This is a genomic window from Methylobacterium sp. A49B (assembly GCF_053346215.1).
This window is the reverse complement of sequence record NZ_JBKFBO010000147.1, coordinates 39,082-58,003: the sequence shown is the minus strand read 5'-3', so window position 1 is coordinate 58,003 and position 18,922 is coordinate 39,082. Positions and strand designations below refer to the sequence as shown.

The following is an 18,922-nucleotide window of genomic DNA, read 5'->3' as shown; positions in this document are numbered from 1 at the left end:
CCGGCCGGCATGAAGACGTCCCGGTCGCGGGCCCCGAAGGGCCCGCCGGCCTCACTTCTTCTTCTTGATGCCGCTCTGCGGGTTGAGGCTGCCGATGTTGCCGCTCTCGCTGCCGGCCGCCGGGTCGATGACGGCATTGACCAGTGCGGGGCGGCCCGAGTTCATCGCCTCATTGACCGCGCGGGTCAGCTCGTCCGGCGTGGTGACGTGGTAGCCCACGCCGCCGAAGGCCTCCATCATCTTGTCGTAGCGGGAATCCGGCACGAACACGGTGGTGGCCGGGTCGCGACCGGTCGGATCCGTGTCGGTGCCGCGGTAGATGCCGTTGTTGTTGAACACCACGATGCAGACCGGCAGGCCGTACCGGCAGATCGTCTCGACCTCCATGCCGGAGAAGCCGAAGGCGCTGTCACCCTCCACGCAGAGCACCGGCTTGCCGGTCTCGACGGCGGCCGCGACGGCGAAGCCCATGCCGATGCCCATGATGCCCCAGGTGCCGACGTCCAGGCGCTTGCGCGGCTGGTACATGTCGATGATGCCCCGGGCGAGGTCGAGGGTGTTGGCGCCCTCGTTGACCAGGATCGCGTCCGGCCGCTCCTTCACGATGGTGCGGAGCGCTCCGAGCGCGGCGTGGAAGGTCATGGGCGAGGCGTTGCTCATGAGCTTCGGCGCCATCTTGGAGATGTTCGCCTCGCGCTTGGTCTTGAGCGTCTCGATCCAGTCGGACGGGGGCTGCTGCCAGCCCTTGCCCATGCCGTCGAGCAGCGCCTGCACGCAGGAGGCGATGTCGCCGACTACCGGGGCCACGATCTCGACGTTCGAGTCCATCTCGCGGGGCTCGATGTCGATCTGGATGAACTTGGTCGAGCCCGGCTCGCCCCAGCTCTTGCCCTTGCCGTGCGACAGGAGCCAGTTGAGACGGGCGCCGATCAGCAGCACCACGTCCGAGTCCTTCAGCGCCGTGGAGCGCGCCGCGCCGGCCGAGAGCGGGTGGGTGTCGGGCAGGAGGCCCTTGGCCATGCTCATCGGCACGTAGGGGATGCCGCTCGTCTCGACGAGCGCGCGGATCGCCTCGTCGGCCTGGGCGTAGGCGGCGCCCTTGCCGAGAACGATCAGCGGCCGCTTGGCGGATTTCAGGACCTCGAGCGCCCGGGCGATCGCCTCGGGGGCGGGGTGCTGGGCGGGCGCCGGATCGATCACCTTGACCAGCGACTTCTGGCCGGCCTCGGCGTCCATCACCTGGGCGAACAGCTTGGCGGGCAGGTCGAGGTAGACGCCGCCCGGACGGCCGGAGCAGGCGGCGCGGATCGCGCGGGCGACGCCGATGCCGATATCGGCGGCGTGCAGCACGCGGAAGGCCGCCTTGCACAGGGGCTTGGCGATGGCGAGCTGGTCCATCTCCTCGTAGTCGCCCTGCTGAAGGTCGACGATCTCACGCTCGGAGGAGCCCGAGATCAGGATCATCGGGAAGCAGTTGGTGGTCGCGTTGGCCAGAGCGGTCAGGCCGTTGAGGAAGCCCGGGGCCGAGACGGTGAGGCAGATGCCCGGCTTCTGGGTGAGGAAGCCCGCGATGGCCGCCGCGTTGCCGGCATGCTGCTCGTGGCGGAACGAGATCACCCGCATCCCTTCGGCCTGGGCCATGCGGCCGAGATCGGTGATCGGGATGCCCGGGACACCGTAGATCGTCTCGATGCCGTTGAGCTTGAGCGCGTCGATGACGAGGTGGAAGCCGTCGGTCAGATCGGGCTCCGCCTCGACCTCGGGTGCGGGGTGAACGATCTTGGCGAGTGCGGTCATCGGAGGTCTCCGGAGGATAGGATCGGCTTGGACGGGACGAGCGGGCTCACGCCGCCCGGATCGGTTGAGGGGCGATCGCCGCGGGATGCTCCTCCGCGGCGAGGTAGCGGGCCCGCATCGGGCGCAGGACGAACATCGCCATCGCCGCTGCCGTCACGTTGAGGACGATGATCAGCGTGAACACCGCCGACCAGCCGTAGGCTGCCGAAAGGATGCTGGCGAAGGGAACGAGGAAGGCCGCGGTGCCCTTGGCGGTGTAGAGCAGGCCGGCATTGCTGGCGGCGTATTTGGAGCCGAACGTGTCGCCGCAGGTTGCCGGGAACAGCGAGTAGATCTCGCCGAACACTCCAAAATACACCGCGGTGGCCAGGACGAACACCATCGGTATGTGACCGTAGGTCAGCAGCACGATCACCGCCAGCGCCGCCGTCGAGAAGGCGATGAACATCGTGTTCTCGCGGCCGATGTTATCGGAGACATAGCCGAAGAACGGCCGCCCGAACCCGTCGAAGATCCGGTCGAGCGAGATCGCCAGCGTCAGCGCCGCCATCTGGAGGCCGAACAGGCTCACCGGTACGCCGGCCACCTGGAAGTCGTGGGCGATCGGGGCGATCTGCGCCGCTGCCATCAGGCCGCCGGAGGCGACCATCACGAACATGGCGTACATGACCCAGAAGACCGGGGTGCGCACCGCCTCGCGGGGGCTGCGGTCGACCTTGGTCTGGGGCAGGCGCAGGCTCTTGCGCTGAACCGGCATGGTGGTCGACGGCTTGCGCAGCAGGAAGGCGAGGGCCAGCACGACGACGCCCTGACCGATTCCAAAATACAGGAAAGCGTCCTGGTAGCCGCTGGACGCGATCATGCGGGCGATCGGCACCACCGTAATGGCGGCGCCGGCGCCGAAGCCGGCCGCCGTGGCGCCGGCGGCGAGGCCGCGGCGGTGGGGGAACCACTTGAGCGCGTTGCCGACGCAGGTGCCGTAGACCGAGCCCGCACCGATGCCGGCGATCACGGCGCCCAGATAGAGCATCGCCAGGCTGTCGGCGTAGGCGTTGATTGTCCAGGCCAGGGCGATCATCACGCCGCCGAAGGCAACCACGATCTTCGGACCGTAGCGGTCGACGAACCACGCCTCGACGGGCACCAGCCAAGTCTCGGTGGCGACGAACAGCGTGAACGCGAGCTGGATCGCCGCGCGGCCCCAGTGGTAGCGCTGGTCGATCGGGTCGACGAACAGCGTCCATCCGTATTGCAGGTTGGCGATCATGGCCATGCAGATCACGCCGAAGGCGAGCTGCCACCATTTCGCCGACGGCGAATCCTGGCGTTCCATCCCTGAGCCTTTCACTTAGGCGGCGCGGCCTTGCTGCGGCGGCGTCTCTCGTGCGCCGCCAATCATGCACATCCGTTCTAGGTATGCAATATACCAGGGTGAGACGGACGGAATGAACTGTCAGGGCGGCGATATTATGCCATTTGCCCGGCCGGCGGAATCCGGCCCCATGCGCCGAGCGTCGGCGCATCCGAAGGGCTCAAGGTTTCGTCCAAGACCGGCAAGGCGGCCGGGTCTGCCGGAACCCCGATGAGCTGGCGCGCCGCCGCCCATTCGGGCTCATCCCTTATCTTCTTCAGGGCGACCGGATCCAGGGCCGACACGCGCCCGCGGTCGAGGCGCAGGATCACCCGGCCGGTCTCGGCCTGGACGAAACGGATCACTGCCATCCGGCGCAGGCACTCGCGCAGGAAGGCCGTGTTGGCTGAGGCCGAGAGGTCGGCACCCTTGAACACCGTGTCCGGACAGCGGGCGAAGATGTCGACCTTCCGGAAGCGCTCGATGTCGAACAGGCCCCGCACGTCCAGGATGTTGAGGATGCCGTCGGCCCAGAACGCAATGGTGCGCGGGCGCTCGCCGAGCGGCACACTGTTGTCGAGGAACTCGCAGACCACCTGCTTGTCCCGGGACAGCGCCCAGTTGAAGAACAGGCGCGGCATGCCGGTATAGGCCTCGACGTTGTGGGCCAGGAGATCCTCGACTGCCTTGTAGCGGCCGAAGAGTTCGCCGCGCTTCCAGGCCCGCTCGACGGTATCGGCCGGGGGCGTGACCATGAACTGCATGTAGACCCGGTCACCGAACCGGGTGAGCAGCTGGCCGCCGCCGTCGGAACCGGCCTCGGCCTGGAAGCTGTCGAACCGGAACCGGTCGATGAGCAGATTCGAGATCCGCCGCTCCGCCGCCTTCCGCGTTACGTAACGGTCGAGCTTCATGTCGATGATCTCGACCTCGTAGCCCGTGAGCGTCCCGGCATAGCGGGAGGCCTCGCCCAGACTGTCGTAGTCGAGGAGGTACTTGCGCCAGACGTCCGGGGTGATGACGGCGAAGTCGGACCACGCCATGCCGAGGCGCTTGGCGAGATCGAGTTGGTAGGGGCGGATCGTGCTCTTGCCGGAGGCTGAGGCTCCCTTCACATTCATCACCACCGGGTAGTCCTGCGGCGCTAGGCGGCGGTAGCCATGCGCCTCGACCACAGCGGCGATCCAGGGTTCAATCTGCTCGCCGATGCGACGGCTGCCGTAGCCGTTCGAGACGAGCGTTCCGGCGATGGCCTTCAGGAGGGCGGCGTCACGGATGACGGCGTTCTGCCGGGCGATGAGGCCGGACACGACCGTGCGCAGGGCCTCGCAGGCGGCGACTTCCAGGCCCTCTCCGGACTCGGCGGCGCGGCGCTGCCAGGATTCGAGATGGCGCAGGGCCCGGGTGGCGAGATCCTCGCGCGGGGTTTCGACGGCGGGCGGTCGCCGGCCGAGGAGCCTGTCGAGCCAGCCCGGCTCAGGCGGCGGCGGCGCCGGCCGGTCGTCCAGGATGGCGGCGACCTCGCGGGCTAGCACGGCGTCGGCTTCCGCGCGGATCCGGGCCAGGGCGGCCTCGACCTCGCCCAGGCGAGGCTCGACGCCCTCGCGCAGGATCGTGGCCACGATCGCGCGGAAGTTCACGCCGAGATCGGCGTAGACCGCTCCCACCGGCACGGACAGGTCGGACATGACCCGGATCAGGACCTCGTGGACGACGAGGCGAGCGGCCCGGAAGCGCGTCAGCTGCCGGGCAGGCAAGCCGCACAAGTCGCTGAGGTCGAGGGCGTCGCGGAGCGGCGTCTCGACATGCTCCGGGCGGTAGACGGTGACCAGCGGCAGGAAGGCCGAGGGCAGGTCGGAGCGAACGCCCGGGTTCCAGGGGCCGATCGCTGGATCCGAGGTCCGGGTCGCCGCGTCCGTCATCTGCGCGTCTTTCTCCCCCCTCTGCGGGGAGGAGTGACCCCCGAAGGCAGTCGGGCCGGGACAGAGTCCCGCAAGAGGGGGGCGGCGGTGCAGAAAGAGGCTTTGCCCGTCATGCAGGCCGCGCCCTGTTCTGAACCCGCGCTCCCCTCTCCCGACCCCTGCTGACGCAGGAGCGACCCTCCCCCGCAGAGGAGGAAGGGCGCGTGTCAGATCGGGAAGGCGAGCCGCGGACCCTCAAACTGCACCTTCCAAAAGCAGCTAGAATACCTTCTGGAACCAGCCATGGGCATCGTTGGTGTTGCCCCGCTGGATGTCGACGAGCAGGCTCCGTAGCCGCTGGGCCACGGGGCCGGCCTTGCCGTTCCCGATGGTGAAGCTCTCCTCGCGGCCCTTCACGGTGCCGATCGGCGTGATCACCGCGGCTGTGCCGCAGGCGAAGGCTTCGGTCAGGCGGCCCGCCCGCACGTCGGCGCGCCACGCGTCGATCGTGTAGGGCTCCTGCCTGACGGTCAGGCCGGCCTCACGCGCCAGCGTGATCACCGAGTCGCGGGTGATGCCCGGCAGGATGCTGTCCGAGAGCGGCGGGGTCACCAGCGTGCCGTCCTCGAAGACGAAGAACACGTTCATGCCGCCGAGCTCCTCGATGAAGCGGCGCTCGGCCGCGTCGAGGAACACGACCTGCTCGCAGCCCTGCGCGGCCGCCTCCGACTGCGCCGCGAGGCTCGCCGCGTAGTTGCCGCCGCACTTGGCCGCGCCGGTGCCGCCCGGGGCCGCGCGGGTGAAGTGCTCCGAGACCCAGACCGTGACGGTCCCGGTCGGATCCTTGAAGTAGGAACCCACCGCCGAGGCGATCGTCACGAACAGGTATTCCGAGGCCGGCTTCACGCCGAGGAAGGCCTCGCTGGCGATCATGAACGGACGCAGATAGAGGCTGCCGTCCGGCGTGTCGGGGATCCAGGCGCGATCGATCGCGACGAGCTTGCGCATCGCCTCGACGAAGGCATCCTCGGGGAAGGGCGCCATGGCCATGCGCTCGGCCGAGCGCCGGAAGCGCAGGGCGTTGGCTTCGGGCCGGAACAGCGCGGCGCCGCCATCGGCCGTGCGGTAGGCCTTGAGGCCCTCGAAGATCTCCTGGGCGTAGTGCAGCACGGCGGCGGCGGGATCGAGCGGGATCGCTTCGCGCGCCTGGATCCGCGCGTCGTGCCATCCGCGGCCGGCCGAGTAGCGCGCCACCACCATGTGGTCGGTGAACACCTTCCCGAAGCCCGGATTCGCCATCAGCGCGGCCCGCTCGTCGGCGGTCCGCGGGGCGGGATGACTTTGGATCTCGAAGGTCAGGTCGCTCACGGTGTGGTCCTCATCGGCTGAGGCCCTTATGGCGCGCTCCGGCGCGCGAATCTACGGAGCCGGCGCATGACGGCGTCGCCGCACATGCGAATCACCCCGGACCGGCGGGGTCCGACAGCTGCAATCGGTGCAGGCGCGCGTAGGCGCCGTCGGCCGCCATCAAAGCGTCGTGGCGCCCGGTCTCGATCACCCGGCCGGCTTCCATCACGGCGATCTGATCGGCGTCGCGCACGGTGGAGAGCCGATGGGCGATCACCAGGGTCGTGCGGCCGCGCATCAGCCGGGTCAGCGCCTCCTGCACGAGGCGCTCCGATTCGGAGTCGAGGGCCGAGGTCGCCTCGTCGAGGAGCAGGATCGGTGCGTCCTTCAGGAAGGCGCGGGCCAGCGCCACCCGCTGCCGCTCGCCGCCAGAGAGCCGTCCGCCACCGGGGCCGACCCGGAAGTCGTAGCCCTCCGGCAGAGCCGTGACGAAGCCGTGGGCCGCGGCAGCCTGGGCCGCCGCCTCGATCTCCCCCCGGGGGGCGCCGGGCCGTCCGAACCCGATATTGGCGGCGATCGTGTCGTCGAACAGCACCACGTCCTGCGAGACGACCGCGACCGACGCCCGCAGCGATGCCAGGGTCACGGCACGGACGTCCTGGCCGTCGATGGTCACGGCCCCCTCGATCACGTCGTAAAGCCGCGGGACGAGATTGAGCAGCGAGGATTTTCCGGATCCCGAGCGCCCGACGAGCGCGGTGACCGAGGCCGCCGGGACGACGAGGTCGATCCCTTCCAGGGCCGGCGCGTCGGGCCGGTAGCGGAAACGGACTCCCGCGAAACGGATCGCGCCGGCGGTCACCGAGAGCGTCCGTGCCTCCGCCGCCTCGCGGATGGCGGGGGCCTCGTCCATCACGTCGAAGTAGCGCCGCAGCGCGGCGGCGGCCTCCTGCAGGATGGCGTTGAGATTCCCGAGGGCCCGGGCCGGCTGAGCGGCGAGCAGCAGCGCCGCCACGTAGCCGGTGAAGTCGCCGACTGTCTTTTCCCCGGCCAGGACCCGCTGTCCGACCAGCACGAGCACGCCCGCCACCGCGATGCCGCCGCCGATCTCAAGGAGCGGATCGAGGCGCCCGCGGGCGTTGGCGGCCTTCATCTTGAGGCGCCGCACCTCGTCGAGCGACTGGGCGGCCCGGCCCTTCAGGTAGGTCTCCATGGCATAGGTCTTGGCGACCCTGGCCCCCTGCAGGCTCTCGGAAATCAGGCTGGCTGTGGCGCCCATCTGCTCCTGCGTCGACGTCGAGACCCGCCGCAGCTTCTTGCCGATCCGCCCGATCGGCCCCGCCACGAATGGCACCGTGACACCGGCTACCAGGGTCAGCACCGGATCCATCCAGATCAGCGCCGCGACGAGGCCGATCAGCATGGCGATGTCGCGCAGCAGGACCGTCGAGATGCGGGTCAGCGCCTCCTTGATGAAGGCGAAGTCGGTGGTGAAGCGCTGGGTCAGCGCCGCCGGGCTCTCGCGGCCGAGCTGCGCGAGGTCGGACTCGATCAGGTGCCCGTAGAGGGCCGCCTGCATGTCGGCCTCGACCCGGGTGACCACCCGGTTGGTCAGCACCGTCTGGCCGTAGAGGGCGAAGCCCCGCGTAGCCGTGACCACGATCACCACCAGCGGCCCGTAGGCGATCGCCGCCGCATCCTTGCGGTCGAACGCGTCGAACGCGGCCTTGATCAGCGCCGGGTAGAGTCCGGTCGAGGCGCCCACCAGCGCGATCAGCACCAGCACCACGGCCAGGGTCGCCCGGTGCGGATACAGCCACGTGCGCCAGAGCCGGGCGAGAAGGGGGGCCGTGTCGCCGGGAAGGCGCGCCATGAAACCTACCGGGTCGGGTCAGTGCCGGCCCCGGGCGGGATGGGCGGCGGCAGCGGTGTGCCGCCGCCGCCGCCGCGGATCAAGGCCTTTGCTCAGCGACCGTCGTCCGGACCGTGGTCGTCGCCGGGGCCATGGCGCCAGCCGCCCCGCATGCCGTGTCCGCCCATTCGCCCCATCGGGCGGGCGAGGATCATGGCGCGCCGCTTCTGGTCCTGGTCCAGGCTGGCGTAGAGCGGCTGCGAGGCGTCGGCCAGCTTGCGAAGGGCCTCGCCGCGGGCGGTCGCGGCGTCCGCCATCGCCCGCAGGGCCGCGGGGGCGTCGTCGCCGAACCTGGGCCGGTCACGCATCGCCTCGCGGCGCTGCTCGCGCAGCTTGGCCATGTCGCGGATCGCCGACTCCACCGGCGGCCACAGCTTCTCCTGGTCGGCGTTGAGCTTCAAGCCGGCATGGAGGGCGGCGATGCGGGCATCCGTGAAGGCCGCACGATCCTCGGGGCTCAACGCGCTCCAGCGGCCGTGCCCGCGAAGGCCCTCGGGTCCGTGATCGTGCGCGACAGCCGCGCCCGCCAGCCCCAGGCCGAGGGCACCGGCGACGAGGATGGCCGCTCTCAAAGGTCGGGACATGGAAACCTCCGTCTCACGCTGAGACGCCACCGGTACCGACGGCCCGCGACAGCGTCCCACGCCGCGCATGGGACGCCAGGCATGTATCCCGCTTGTGTATGTAACACTGTTACATTAGGGCGGACGCGACGCAGTGTGTGGGAGGTGGCGTGGTGCGGCGGGCGGCGAGGACATTCCGGGTGGCGGTCTCCGCGATCCTGTTGCTCTGGCTCGGTCTCGCGGGACCGACGCGGGCCGCGGCGGAAGGCATGCCGGTCCGGGCCGTCGCGAGCTTCTCGATACTCGCCGATCTGGTCCGGCAGGTCGGTGGCGTGCACGTGACGGTGGCGACGCTGGTGGGACCGGATTCGGATGCCCACGGCTTCAGCCCGTCCCCGGCCGACGCGCGCAAGCTCGCCGAAGCCGACATCGTGTTCGTCAACGGTCTCGGGCTGGAGGGCTGGCTCGACCGGCTGATCCGCGCTTCCGGAACACGCGCGCCGGTCGTGACCGTCTCGGTGGGGGTGAAGCCGATCCTGGCCGAAGGCGAGCACGCCCCCGGCGACCCTGGTCGGGCGGACCACGATCACGCCGGCCACGACCATGGAGACCACGCCGTCGATCCGCACGCCTGGCAGAACGTCGCCAACGTGCGGACCTACGTGGCCGACATCCGCGACGGCCTCGCGAAGGTCGATCCGGCCCACGCGGACGCCTACCGGGAGGCCGCCACCCGCTACCTCGCGGAACTCGATGCCCTGGAGCGGGACATCCGCACGGCGATCACCGCCATCCCTCCGGAGCGGCGCCGGATCATCACAACGCACGATGCCTTCGGATACTACGCGGCGGCCTATGGTCTGCGCTTTCTCGCGCCCAAGGGTGTGTCCACCGACAGCGAGGCCAGCCCCCGCGACGTGGCGGCCATCATCCGGCAGATCCGCCGGGACCGCGTGCCCGCGGTCTTCCTGGAGAACATCAGCGACCCGCGGCAGATGGAGCAGATCGCCCGCGAGAGCGGCGCCCGCATCGGCGGCAAGGTCTTCTCGGACGCCCTGTCCGGACCGGACGGGCCGGCGCCGACCTATCTCGAGATGATGCGGACCAATCTTCGGGCCTTCGCGACGGCGCTGGCACCCGGCTGAGGATGCGGCGGTGCGGCGGAACTTCGCCTTCACCGGGTCGGACATGACATAGCGTAAACCGGCGGTTAAGAGGCCCCCACTAGCCTTACGGAACGGGTGCCAGCCGATCCTCGTGCGCGAGGGCTCGAGGCCTTGGGGCCTTGGGGAACGGCTTGGCTCGGAGATCGCGTGGCTTTCGGCCCTGACCGCTGGCGCTTCTATCGGCTTGTCGCACGCGAAGCTGCACGGGCAATCCGTGCTGCCAGCGCCAGCCTCACGGCCCCGCCCGACATCCTGGCCCGGATGCGCGTCACTGGGCTGGTGATCGCCCCCCAGGATCTGCGGACCTCCGACGCGACCTTTGCGGACGACATCTATTCCGGCCTGTTCGTGTTCGCCGGGCGCTCGCTGGCGGCCAGCGGCGGCTCGCCCTTCGACTACGCGCCGCCCTCGCCGGAATGGGCAGACGAGCTCTACGGCTTCGGCTGGCTGCGCCACCTGCGCGCCGCCGATACGGCTCTCGCCCGCGCCAATGCCCGCGCCTTCGTGGCCGACTTCATCGCCGGCCGGGGCGACCCGGTGCTGGCCCGTCATACGCCGGTGGCGGCGCGGCGGCTGATCTCGTTCCTGTGCCAGTCGCCCCTCGTTCTGGAGGGGGCGGACCACGGCTTCTACCAGAACTTCCTCAAGGCCATCGCCCGCAACGCGCAGCAGCTCGAGCGCGACCTCCGCCGGGGCGTGCCGCCGCAATGGCGCCTGAACGCGGCCGTGGCGCTCTGCTATGCCGGCCTGTGCTGCGACGGCATCCAGCCGATCCTGCGCCGGGCGACCCGGATCCTGTCGCGCGAACTCGACCGGCAGATCCTCACCGACGGCGGCCACCGCTCCCGCGACCCGCGCTTCGCCATGGAGCTGCTGCTCGACCTTCTGCCCCTGCGCCAGAGCTACCTCAGCCGCAGCGTCGAGCCGCCGATGGCGCTGCTGCGCGCCGTCGACCGGATGCTGCCGCTGCTGCGGCTGCTGCGCCATCCCGACGCCTCGCTCAGCCACTTCAACGGCATGGGTGCCACAGACGCGGACCACCTCGCGACGCTGCTCGTCTACGACGGCGCGCTCGCCCGGCCGCTGATGCATGCGCCGAACTCCGGCTACGAGCGCCTGGAGGGCGGGCGGGTCGTAATCGTGGCCGATGTCGGCGCCAGCCCGCCACTGCCCTACTCGGTCAATGCCGGCGCCGGTTGCCTCGCCTTCGAGATGTCGAGCGGCCCGCAGCGCATCGTGGTCAATTGCGGCCTGCCGGCGAGCGGGCCGGACCTGCGCCTGCTGGCCCGCTCGACCCCGGCCCATTCCACCGCCTCGGTGGCCGATGCCTCCTCCTGCCGGTTCCTCACGCGCACTGGGTGGTGGGGTGATCGTCAACTGGCCGACTGGCTGATCCGGCGGCGCGGCCCCGTGGTGCTGAGCGGCCCCGCGTCGGTGGCGGCCGAACGGGCCGAGGAGACCGACAGCACCATCCTGGCCGCCCGGCACAACGGCTACGCGCCGGAATTCGGCATCGTCCACGAGCGCCGCTGGCAGCTCTTCGCGGCGACCGCGCGGCTCGAAGGGCGGGATGCGTTCCTGCGTCAGGGGAAGGCGACAAGCAGGGGGCGAGTGCGCGGCCACGACGTGGCGATCCGCTTCCATCTGCACCCCGGCATCGCCGTGCGCGGCGTGCCGGAGGGGCTCGAACTCGCCTCGGCTCTCGGCGAGGTCTGGACGTTCCGCGCCGAGAACGCCGAGATCGCCATCGAGGAGAGCGTGTACTTCTCGGGCCTCACCGGGCCGCGGCGCACCGACCAAATCGTGCTGCATCTGCGCGTGTCCGAGGATGTCGAGGTACGCTGGAGCTTCGAGCGCCTCGCTTCCGCGCCACAACGGGGGGCGAGCCCTCCCTGACCGAGGCGGCTGGCCCGGTTCCCCGTTTCCGTGCTACCGCGCCGGACCATCTCGAACTTCGGCACGAAGCTATGGCGCACGATCAGGTGCGGGTCTCCCGCGCGCTCCTCTCGGTCTCAGACAAGACCGGCCTCATCGACTTCGCCCGCGCGCTCCACGCCCGCGGCGTGGCGCTGGTCTCGACCGGAGGGACGCACCGCACCCTGCAGGAGGCCGGGCTCTCGGTGACGGAGGTGGCCGACCTCACGGGTTTCCCCGAGATGATGGATGGGCGGGTGAAGACCCTGCATCCGGCCGTGCATGGCGGCCTGCTCGCCATCCGCGACAACCCCGAGCATCAGGCCGCGCTCGCCGCCCACGGCATCGGCGCGATCGACCTCCTGGTGGTCAATCTCTACCCGTTCGAGGCGACCATCGCGGCCGACAGGCCGGATGCCGACTGCATCGAGAACATCGATGTCGGCGGCCCGGCGATGATCCGCGCGGCGGCCAAGAATCACGCGGACGTAGCGGTCGTCACCGACGTGACGGACTATGCCGGCGTGCTCGCCGCGCTGGAGGCGCAGGACGGCACCCTCGGGGCGGACCTGCGCCGCGCGCTGGCCCAGAAGGCCTTCGCCCGCACGGCCGCCTACGACGCGGCCATCGCCAACTGGATGGCCGGCCGCTTCGGCGCCGCCGAGCCGGCAGCGTACCGGGCCTTCGGCGGCACCCTGGCGCAGGGGCTGCGCTACGGCGAGAACCCGCATCAGTCGGCCGCCTTCTACCGGACGCCGGGCAAGGCCCGACCGGGCGTGGCGACCGCCCGACAGCTCCAGGGCAAGGAGCTGTCCTACAACAATTTCAACGACACGGACGCCGCTTACGAGTGCGTGGCCGAGTTCGATGCCGCGCGGACGGCCGCGGTGGCGATCATCAAGCACGCCAATCCCTGCGGCGTCGCCGAAGGCGCGAGCCTGCTCGAAGCCTATGAGCGGGCGCTCAGCTGCGACCCGACCTCCGCCTTCGGGGGCATCGTGGCGCTCAACCGGACGCTGGACGCCGAGGCGGCGCGCAAGATCGTCGAGATCTTCACCGAGGTGATCATCGCTCCGGACGCCACACCGGAGGCGGCGGCCATCGTCGGCGCCAAGAAGAACCTGCGGCTGCTGCTGGCGGGCGGGCTGCCTGACCCGCGGGCGGCGGGCGAGACCGTGCGCACGCTCGCGGGCGGCCTTCTGGTGCAGGGTCGGGACGCGGCGGTGGTCGACGCCATGGACCTCAAGGTCGTCACCCGTCGTGCGCCCAGCGAGGCGGAACTAGCCGATCTCCGGTTCGCCTACCGGGTCGCCAAGCACGTGAAGTCCAACGCGATCGTGTACGCGAAGAACGGCGCCACCGTGGGAATCGGGGCGGGGCAGATGTCCCGGGTCGATTCCTCGCGCATCGCCGCCTGGAAGGCCGCCGAGGGGGCGAAGCGCCTCGGCTTGGCCGAGAGTCTCGCGGTCGGGTCCGTCGTCGCGTCGGACGCGTTCTTCCCCTTCGCGGACGGCCTGATCGCGGCAGCCGAAGCCGGTGCGACGGCCGTCATCCAGCCCGGCGGCTCCCTGCGCGACGCCGACGTGATCGCCGCCGCCGACGAGGCCGGGCTCGCGATGGTTCTCACCGGCCATCGCCACTTCCGGCACTGAGCCCTTGCGCGGCGCGGGCCGCCGACCCGACGCGGCCGCGCTCCGGTCCGTAGCGCGGCCCGAACTCCTCCGGTGGGTCGGCCCCGAGCCGGCCGTTCCCCGTTAACGATCCTCCGCGATCGACAGGGCCGATCCGCCAACGGTCGATCCGCGTCGGCCGATCTGGCTGATCGCTGTAGTGACATCGGGCGTTTGAAGACAAAACCAATTGCCGTATCGATATCGGCGCTAACGTCATCGATATAGATACATGATATTCGGCCTATAAGCTGCGGCGATCACCGAGAGACTGCGCGCAAGGCTTGCCATCCTCTGGCCGAATCTGCATATCTGGAGCCTTCACGGCCATCTTATCTGCGGAATGTGTGGCAGACGATGGCGCTCGGGTGATAAAATGCTCGTCGCGGCGATGTTGTTCGGTGTCGGGTTGCTGATTGGCCGTGTGTTCACGGTCATCATCTTGGCGATGACGTCCTGTGTGATCATGTTCACGGCCCTGACGATCTTTGTCAGCACCTACGGTCTCGACATCCTCCACGTGCTGATTACCCTGGGCTACCTCGCCGCCCATCAGTCCGGCTACCTGCTCGGCGCCTATTGCAGCGGGTATCAGGAGAACAACTGACGGTGCAGGCGACCGTCACCACCACCAGACCCATCGCCCGGCCTGATTGTTGATGACGGACCAGATCGCGATGGTCGCCAAGGACCAGCCGACAACAAACACAAGTGGTGGGCGCGTTCCGGCCCTCTGCCGCAAGTTCACCGAAGCGCCTCTCATGGTCAAGATCCGAATTCCTATCGTCGGGACGCCCTATACGGCGCAGAACCCCTTATGGTTCCAATAAACCGTGATGTCGCGAGCGAGAAAGAGGTCGATCCAACTTAGGTATGGAGCTGTAAGAGGCTCATGATGCGGCCTGAGAGTTCTCTCGGAAATCAGTTTTCAGTTTAAATATTCACGGTTGATGAGACAATGCATACGCATATTGAAAGGCAGATTTAGAAAAATCGAGAACTCAGCTCCCATATTCAGCGGATAACCCGACGGTGATTCGTCCATCGGCAGGGTGACGGAGCGTAGATGGTCTCCTGCAGCAAGTTGCAGTACCGGCCACCCTGGTTCGCTCCAGCCGATTGTCGCTGCGCTGCCGCGCCTCCCCCTTGAATGACGACGCCCAGACCGCCTGAGCGGCCTGGGCGCCTGATGATGCGACGCGCTGTGCCGATCAGGTATCCGCGAAGATGTCGCGGTCCTTGGTCTCGGGCACGAAGATCAGCCCGATGATCACAGTCGCGACGGCGATCACGATCGGGTACCAGAGCCCGAAGTAGATATCGCCCGTCTGCGCCACCATGGCGAAGGCAGTTGCCGGCAGCAGGCCGCCGAACCAGCCGTTGCCGATATGGTAGGGCAGCGACATTGAGGTGTAGCGGATCCGCGTCGGGAACAGCTCCACCAGCATCGCGGCGATTGGGCCGTAGACCATCGTGACGAACAGCACGAGGATGAACAGCAGGCCGATCACCTGAGCAACCTGCGGCCGGAAGATGTCGAACGGGTTCGACATCTTGACGATCTCGGCATCGCCGGCCTTCGGATAGCCCGCCGCTTGGAGCGCGGCGGTCGTGGCCTTGTTAGCCTCGGCATTGCCGCCCTGCGGATACGGGATCTCGGTGTCGTTGACCCGGATCGTCGTGGGCTGGCCGGCCGCGCCGGCGACGGTCGTGTAACGCACCGACGACTTCGACAGGAAGTCGCGGGCCAGATCGCAGGGGGCCGAGAACACCCGGGTTCCGACCGGGTTGAACAGCGTGCCGCAGCTCGCCGGGTCCGCCGTGACGGTGACCTTCACGTTCTCGATCGCCGCCTCCAGCTTCGGGTTGGCCGTGGAGGTGATGCCCTTGAAGATCGGGAAGAACGTCGCCGCCGCGATGGCGCAGCCCGCCAGGATGATGACCTTCCGGCCGATCTTGTCGGACAGCCAGCCGAAGACCACGAAGAAGCCGGTGCCGAGGAGCAGCGACCACGCGATCAGGAGGTTGGCCGTGTAGCCGTCGACCTTCAGGATCGATTGCAGGAAGAACAGCGCGTAGAACTGGCCCGTGTACCAGACCACGCCCTGGCCCGCGACGAGGCCGAACAGGGCGATGACCGCGAACTTGGCGTTCCGCCACTCGCCGAATGCCTCGGTCAGCGGCGCCTTCGAGGTCTTGCCCTCCTCCTTCATCTTCTTGAAGGCCGGCGATTCCGAGAGCTGCAGGCGGATCCAGACGGAGATCCCCAGCAACAGGACCGAGACCAGGAACGGGATGCGCCAGCCCCATTCGGCGAAGGCGGCCTCGCCGGTGATGCTCCGGGTCGCCAGGATCACCAGCAGCGACAGGAACAGGCCGAGCGTCGCGGTGGTCTGGATCCAGCTCGTGTAGAAGCCGCGCCGGCCGTTCGGGGCGTGCTCGGCCACGTAGGTCGCCGCGCCGCCATACTCGCCGCCGAGCGCCAGCCCTTGGGCGAGCCGCAGCACGATCAGGATGATGGGGGCCGCGATGCCGATGGTGGCGGCGTTGGGCAGCACGCCGACGATGAAGGTCGACAGGCCCATGATCAGGATCGTGACCAGGAAGGTGTACTTGCGTCCGACGAGGTCGCCGATGCGGCCGAAGACCAGCGCGCCGAACGGCCGGACGATGAAGCCGGCGGCGAAGGCGAGCAGGGCGAAGATGTCGCGCGTCGCGGGCGGATAGGCCGAGAAGAACTGGGCGCCGATGATCGCCGCCAGCGAGCCGTAGAGATAGAAGTCGTACCACTCGAATACCGTGCCGAGCGAGGACGCGAAGATCACGCGCTTCTCGGCCGAGCTCATCGGCCTTGCCGCTCCATCCGCCCGCGGTATCGCGGTTGCCACAGCCATGATCGGGTCCTCCCAGACGACATCCGCCGCCGGTGCCTCGACCGGCGGCGCGCTGATGAACGGCGCGCTCTCGTTTTGCGCGGCGCGCAGATCACCTATGCGTTACCGGAAGTCCGGCCCCGGTCAATTGGTAAAGCGTTCGTGATCGGGGCCATCAACATGCCCGGCTCCGGATCCTTGCCGACTGTGTCGCGAAACGACGAAGGGCGCGGCTTGCGCCGCGCCCTTACAAGGTCGCGTCGTTTCGTCGAGCGGTCAGTGCGCGTGCGCGCCGGCCGCCCCGATCCCGGTCTCGGAGCGCACGTACTGCGCCTCGAAGGCCGCCCGCTCGCGCTGGGCCCGGCGGGACCTGTCCATCAGCGACACGACCCAGATGGTCGCGAAGGCCAGCGGCATCGAGAACAAGGCCGGGTTGTCGTAGGGGAAGAGTGGGGCGGGGTTACCCAGCGTCGTCACCCAGACGGCCTTCGACAGCACCACCATGATGACCGCCGCGAGCAGACCGACGAGGCCGCCGGTGAGTGCGCCCCAGGTCGTGGTGCCCCGCCACAGGATCGACATGGCCAGCACCGGGAAGTTGCAGCTCGCCGCCACCGCGAAGGCGAGTCCGACCATGAAGGCGACGTTCTGGTTCTCGAACACGTAGCCGAGATAGATCGCCACGATGCCGATCACCACGGCCGAGATCTTCGACAGGTTGACCTCGTGCTTCTCGGTGGTGCGCCCGCGGGCGATCACCTGGGCGTAGAGGTCGTGGCTGATCGCCGAGGCGCCGGCGAGCGTCAGGCCGGCGACGACCGCCAGGATGGTCGCGAACGCCACGGCGGAGATGAAGCCCAGGAAGTACGGGCCGCCCACCGCGTTGGCGAGGTTCACCGCCACCATGTTGGTGCCGCCGATCATGTCCTTCAGCTTGTCGAACGCGCCGGCCGGTCCGAGCTTGAAGTAGACCGGATCCGACATCAGCAGGGCGATGCCGCCGAAGCCGATGATGAAGGTCAGGATGTAGAAATAGCCGATCAGGCCCGTGGCGTAGAACACCGACTTGCGGGCGGCCTGGGCGTCCGAGACCGTGAAGAACCGCATCAGGATGTGCGGCAGGCCGGCGGTACCGAACATCAGGCCGACGCCCAGCGAGATCGCCTCGACCGGGTTCGACACGAGGCCGCCCGGTGCCATGATGGCGTCGCCTTTCGGATGGACCTGCACGGCATTGGCGAACAGCGCCTCCGGGTTGAAGCCGTACTTGTACAGCACCGCGCCGGCCATGAAGGTCGCACCGCCCAAGAGCAGGCAGGCCTTGATCACCTGCACCCAGGTGGTCGCCTTCATGCCACCGAAGGCCACGTAGACGATCATCAGGACGCCGACGATGATCACCGCGTAGAGATAGGGCAGGCCGAACAGGAGCTGGATCAGCTTCCCCGCGCCGACCATCTGGGCGATCAGGTAGAAGGCCACCACCACGAGGGTGCCCACCGCCGAGATGATGCGGATCGCCGTCTGGTCGAGGCGGAAGCTCGCCACGTCGGCGAAGGTGAACTTGCCGAGATTGCGCAGGCGCTCGGCGATGAGGAACAGCACGATCGGCCAGCCGACCAGGAAGCCCGTTGAGTAGATCAGCCCGTCGAAGCCCGAGGTGTAGACAAGGCCCGAGATTCCGAGGAACGAGGCCGCCGACATGTAGTCGCCGGCGATCGCCAGAGAGTTGGTCCCGGCCGAGATGCCGCCGCCGGCGGCGTAGAAGTCTGCGGCCGACTTGGTGCCTTTGGCGGCCTTGTAGGTGATGCCGAGCGTCAGCAGCACGAAGAACAGGAACATCAGGATGGCCGGCCAATTCGTGGCCGATTGCTGGACGGCGCCGAGGTCCGGGCCGGCGGCGTAGGCTGCGCCCGCCGCGATGGTGGCGAGCGTGAGGCCGAGGAGGAGGCGGTTCATCGGGCCACGCTCCGCTTCAGGGCGTCGCTCAGCGCGTCGAAACGCGTGTTGGCGCGGGCCACGTACACACCCGTGAGTGCGAAGGCGAACAGGATCACGAACACGCCTACGAACAACCCGAGGGAGGCGGTGCCGCCGACCTTCACGGCGAGGAGCGACTTGTCGAAGGCGATCAGGCCGATGAAGCCGAAATATACCACCAGCATCAGGATGGTGAGGATCCAGCCGAAGCGGGTGCGCTCGCTGACGAGCTGCTGGAATTCCGGGGCCCGGGCGATCCGCTCGACCTGCGGATCGAGATCGCCGCCGAGGGGGCGTGTTCCCGGGGGCGCCGTGCGCCCTCGGGTGTCGAGTGTCGTGCCGCTCATGGCTGTTCCTCCCGCGAGGGCGCTCTCCGGCCCCCGGGTTCGTCGCGTTGAAGATTCGTGGTTCTTGTTGGAGACGGACGCCGCACCGGCATCCGCCCCGG

General features: G+C 68.9%; 13 protein-coding genes. 4 read left to right on the top strand and 9 right to left on the bottom strand.

Annotated features, from left to right (window positions below):
- Nucleotides 1-51: 51 nt before the first annotated feature.
- The 6 genes from oxc to ACLBX9_RS30350 form a co-directional block, all read right to left on the bottom strand.
- Nucleotides 52-1,797 (bottom strand): oxalyl-CoA decarboxylase, encoded by a 1,746-nt coding sequence (gene oxc, locus ACLBX9_RS30375; protein WP_447721536.1) that lies wholly within the window; start codon nt 1,795-1,797, stop codon nt 52-54.
- Between the two features lie 46 nt (nt 1,798-1,843).
- Nucleotides 1,844-3,130 (bottom strand): oxalate/formate MFS antiporter, encoded by a 1,287-nt coding sequence (oxlT, locus tag ACLBX9_RS30370; RefSeq protein WP_447721535.1) that lies wholly within the window; start codon nt 3,128-3,130, stop codon nt 1,844-1,846.
- A 134-nt stretch (nt 3,131-3,264) separates the two neighbouring features.
- Nucleotides 3,265-5,070 carry a hypothetical protein gene (locus ACLBX9_RS30365; protein ID WP_447721534.1) on the bottom strand — a complete coding sequence of 602 codons (1,806 nt, stop codon included), beginning with the start codon at nt 5,068-5,070 and terminating at the stop codon, nt 3,265-3,267.
- A 258-nt stretch (nt 5,071-5,328) separates the two neighbouring features.
- Nucleotides 5,329-6,417: a branched-chain amino acid aminotransferase gene (locus tag ACLBX9_RS30360; RefSeq protein WP_447721533.1), complete on the bottom strand. Its 1,089-nt coding sequence runs from the start codon at nt 6,415-6,417 to the stop codon at nt 5,329-5,331.
- A 91-nt stretch (nt 6,418-6,508) separates the two neighbouring features.
- Nucleotides 6,509-8,269, bottom strand: coding sequence for an ABC transporter ATP-binding protein (locus tag ACLBX9_RS30355; RefSeq protein ID WP_447721532.1), 1,761 nt, complete (start codon nt 8,267-8,269; stop codon nt 6,509-6,511).
- 92 nt (nt 8,270-8,361) lie between these two features.
- Nucleotides 8,362-8,892: a Spy/CpxP family protein refolding chaperone gene (locus tag ACLBX9_RS30350; RefSeq protein WP_010683850.1), complete on the bottom strand. Its 531-nt coding sequence runs from the start codon at nt 8,890-8,892 to the stop codon at nt 8,362-8,364.
- A 179-nt stretch (nt 8,893-9,071) separates the two neighbouring features.
- Between ACLBX9_RS30350 and ACLBX9_RS30345 the strand changes: the two genes are divergently transcribed.
- The 4 genes from ACLBX9_RS30345 to ACLBX9_RS30330 all read left to right on the top strand — a co-directional run bounded on the left by ACLBX9_RS30345 (nt 9,072) and on the right by ACLBX9_RS30330 (nt 14,228).
- Nucleotides 9,072-10,016, top strand: coding sequence for a metal ABC transporter substrate-binding protein (locus ACLBX9_RS30345; RefSeq protein ID WP_447721531.1), 945 nt, complete (start codon nt 9,072-9,074; stop codon nt 10,014-10,016).
- A 168-nt stretch (nt 10,017-10,184) separates the two neighbouring features.
- Complete coding sequence (locus ACLBX9_RS30340) at nt 10,185-11,933, top strand: heparinase II/III family protein (RefSeq protein WP_447721530.1); 1,749 nt, start codon at nt 10,185-10,187, stop codon at nt 11,931-11,933.
- 71 nt (nt 11,934-12,004) lie between these two features.
- Complete coding sequence (purH, locus tag ACLBX9_RS30335; RefSeq protein ID WP_447721529.1) at nt 12,005-13,603, top strand: bifunctional phosphoribosylaminoimidazolecarboxamide formyltransferase/IMP cyclohydrolase; 1,599 nt, start codon at nt 12,005-12,007, stop codon at nt 13,601-13,603.
- Between the two features lie 478 nt (nt 13,604-14,081).
- Entirely contained in the window at nt 14,082-14,228 is a 147-nt protein-coding gene (locus ACLBX9_RS30330; RefSeq protein ID WP_447721528.1) for a hypothetical protein, read from the top strand.
- Nucleotides 14,229-14,832: 604 nt separating this feature from the next.
- Here the strand turns inward: ACLBX9_RS30330 and ACLBX9_RS30325 are convergent.
- The 3 genes from ACLBX9_RS30325 to ACLBX9_RS30315 all read right to left on the bottom strand — a co-directional run bounded on the left by ACLBX9_RS30325 (nt 14,833) and on the right by ACLBX9_RS30315 (nt 18,821).
- Nucleotides 14,833-16,515 (bottom strand): MFS transporter, encoded by a 1,683-nt coding sequence (locus ACLBX9_RS30325; RefSeq protein WP_447721527.1) that lies wholly within the window; start codon nt 16,513-16,515, stop codon nt 14,833-14,835.
- Nucleotides 16,516-16,770: 255 nt separating this feature from the next.
- Nucleotides 16,771-18,453 carry a cation acetate symporter gene (locus ACLBX9_RS30320; RefSeq protein ID WP_010683856.1) on the bottom strand — a complete coding sequence of 561 codons (1,683 nt, stop codon included), beginning with the start codon at nt 18,451-18,453 and terminating at the stop codon, nt 16,771-16,773.
- On the bottom strand, nt 18,450-18,821 hold the full coding sequence (locus ACLBX9_RS30315) for a DUF485 domain-containing protein (protein WP_010683857.1): 372 nt from the start codon (nt 18,819-18,821) through the stop codon (nt 18,450-18,452). Before ACLBX9_RS30315 ends, ACLBX9_RS30320 begins: the two co-directional genes overlap by 4 nt.
- Between the last annotated feature and the right edge of the window lie 101 nt (nt 18,822-18,922).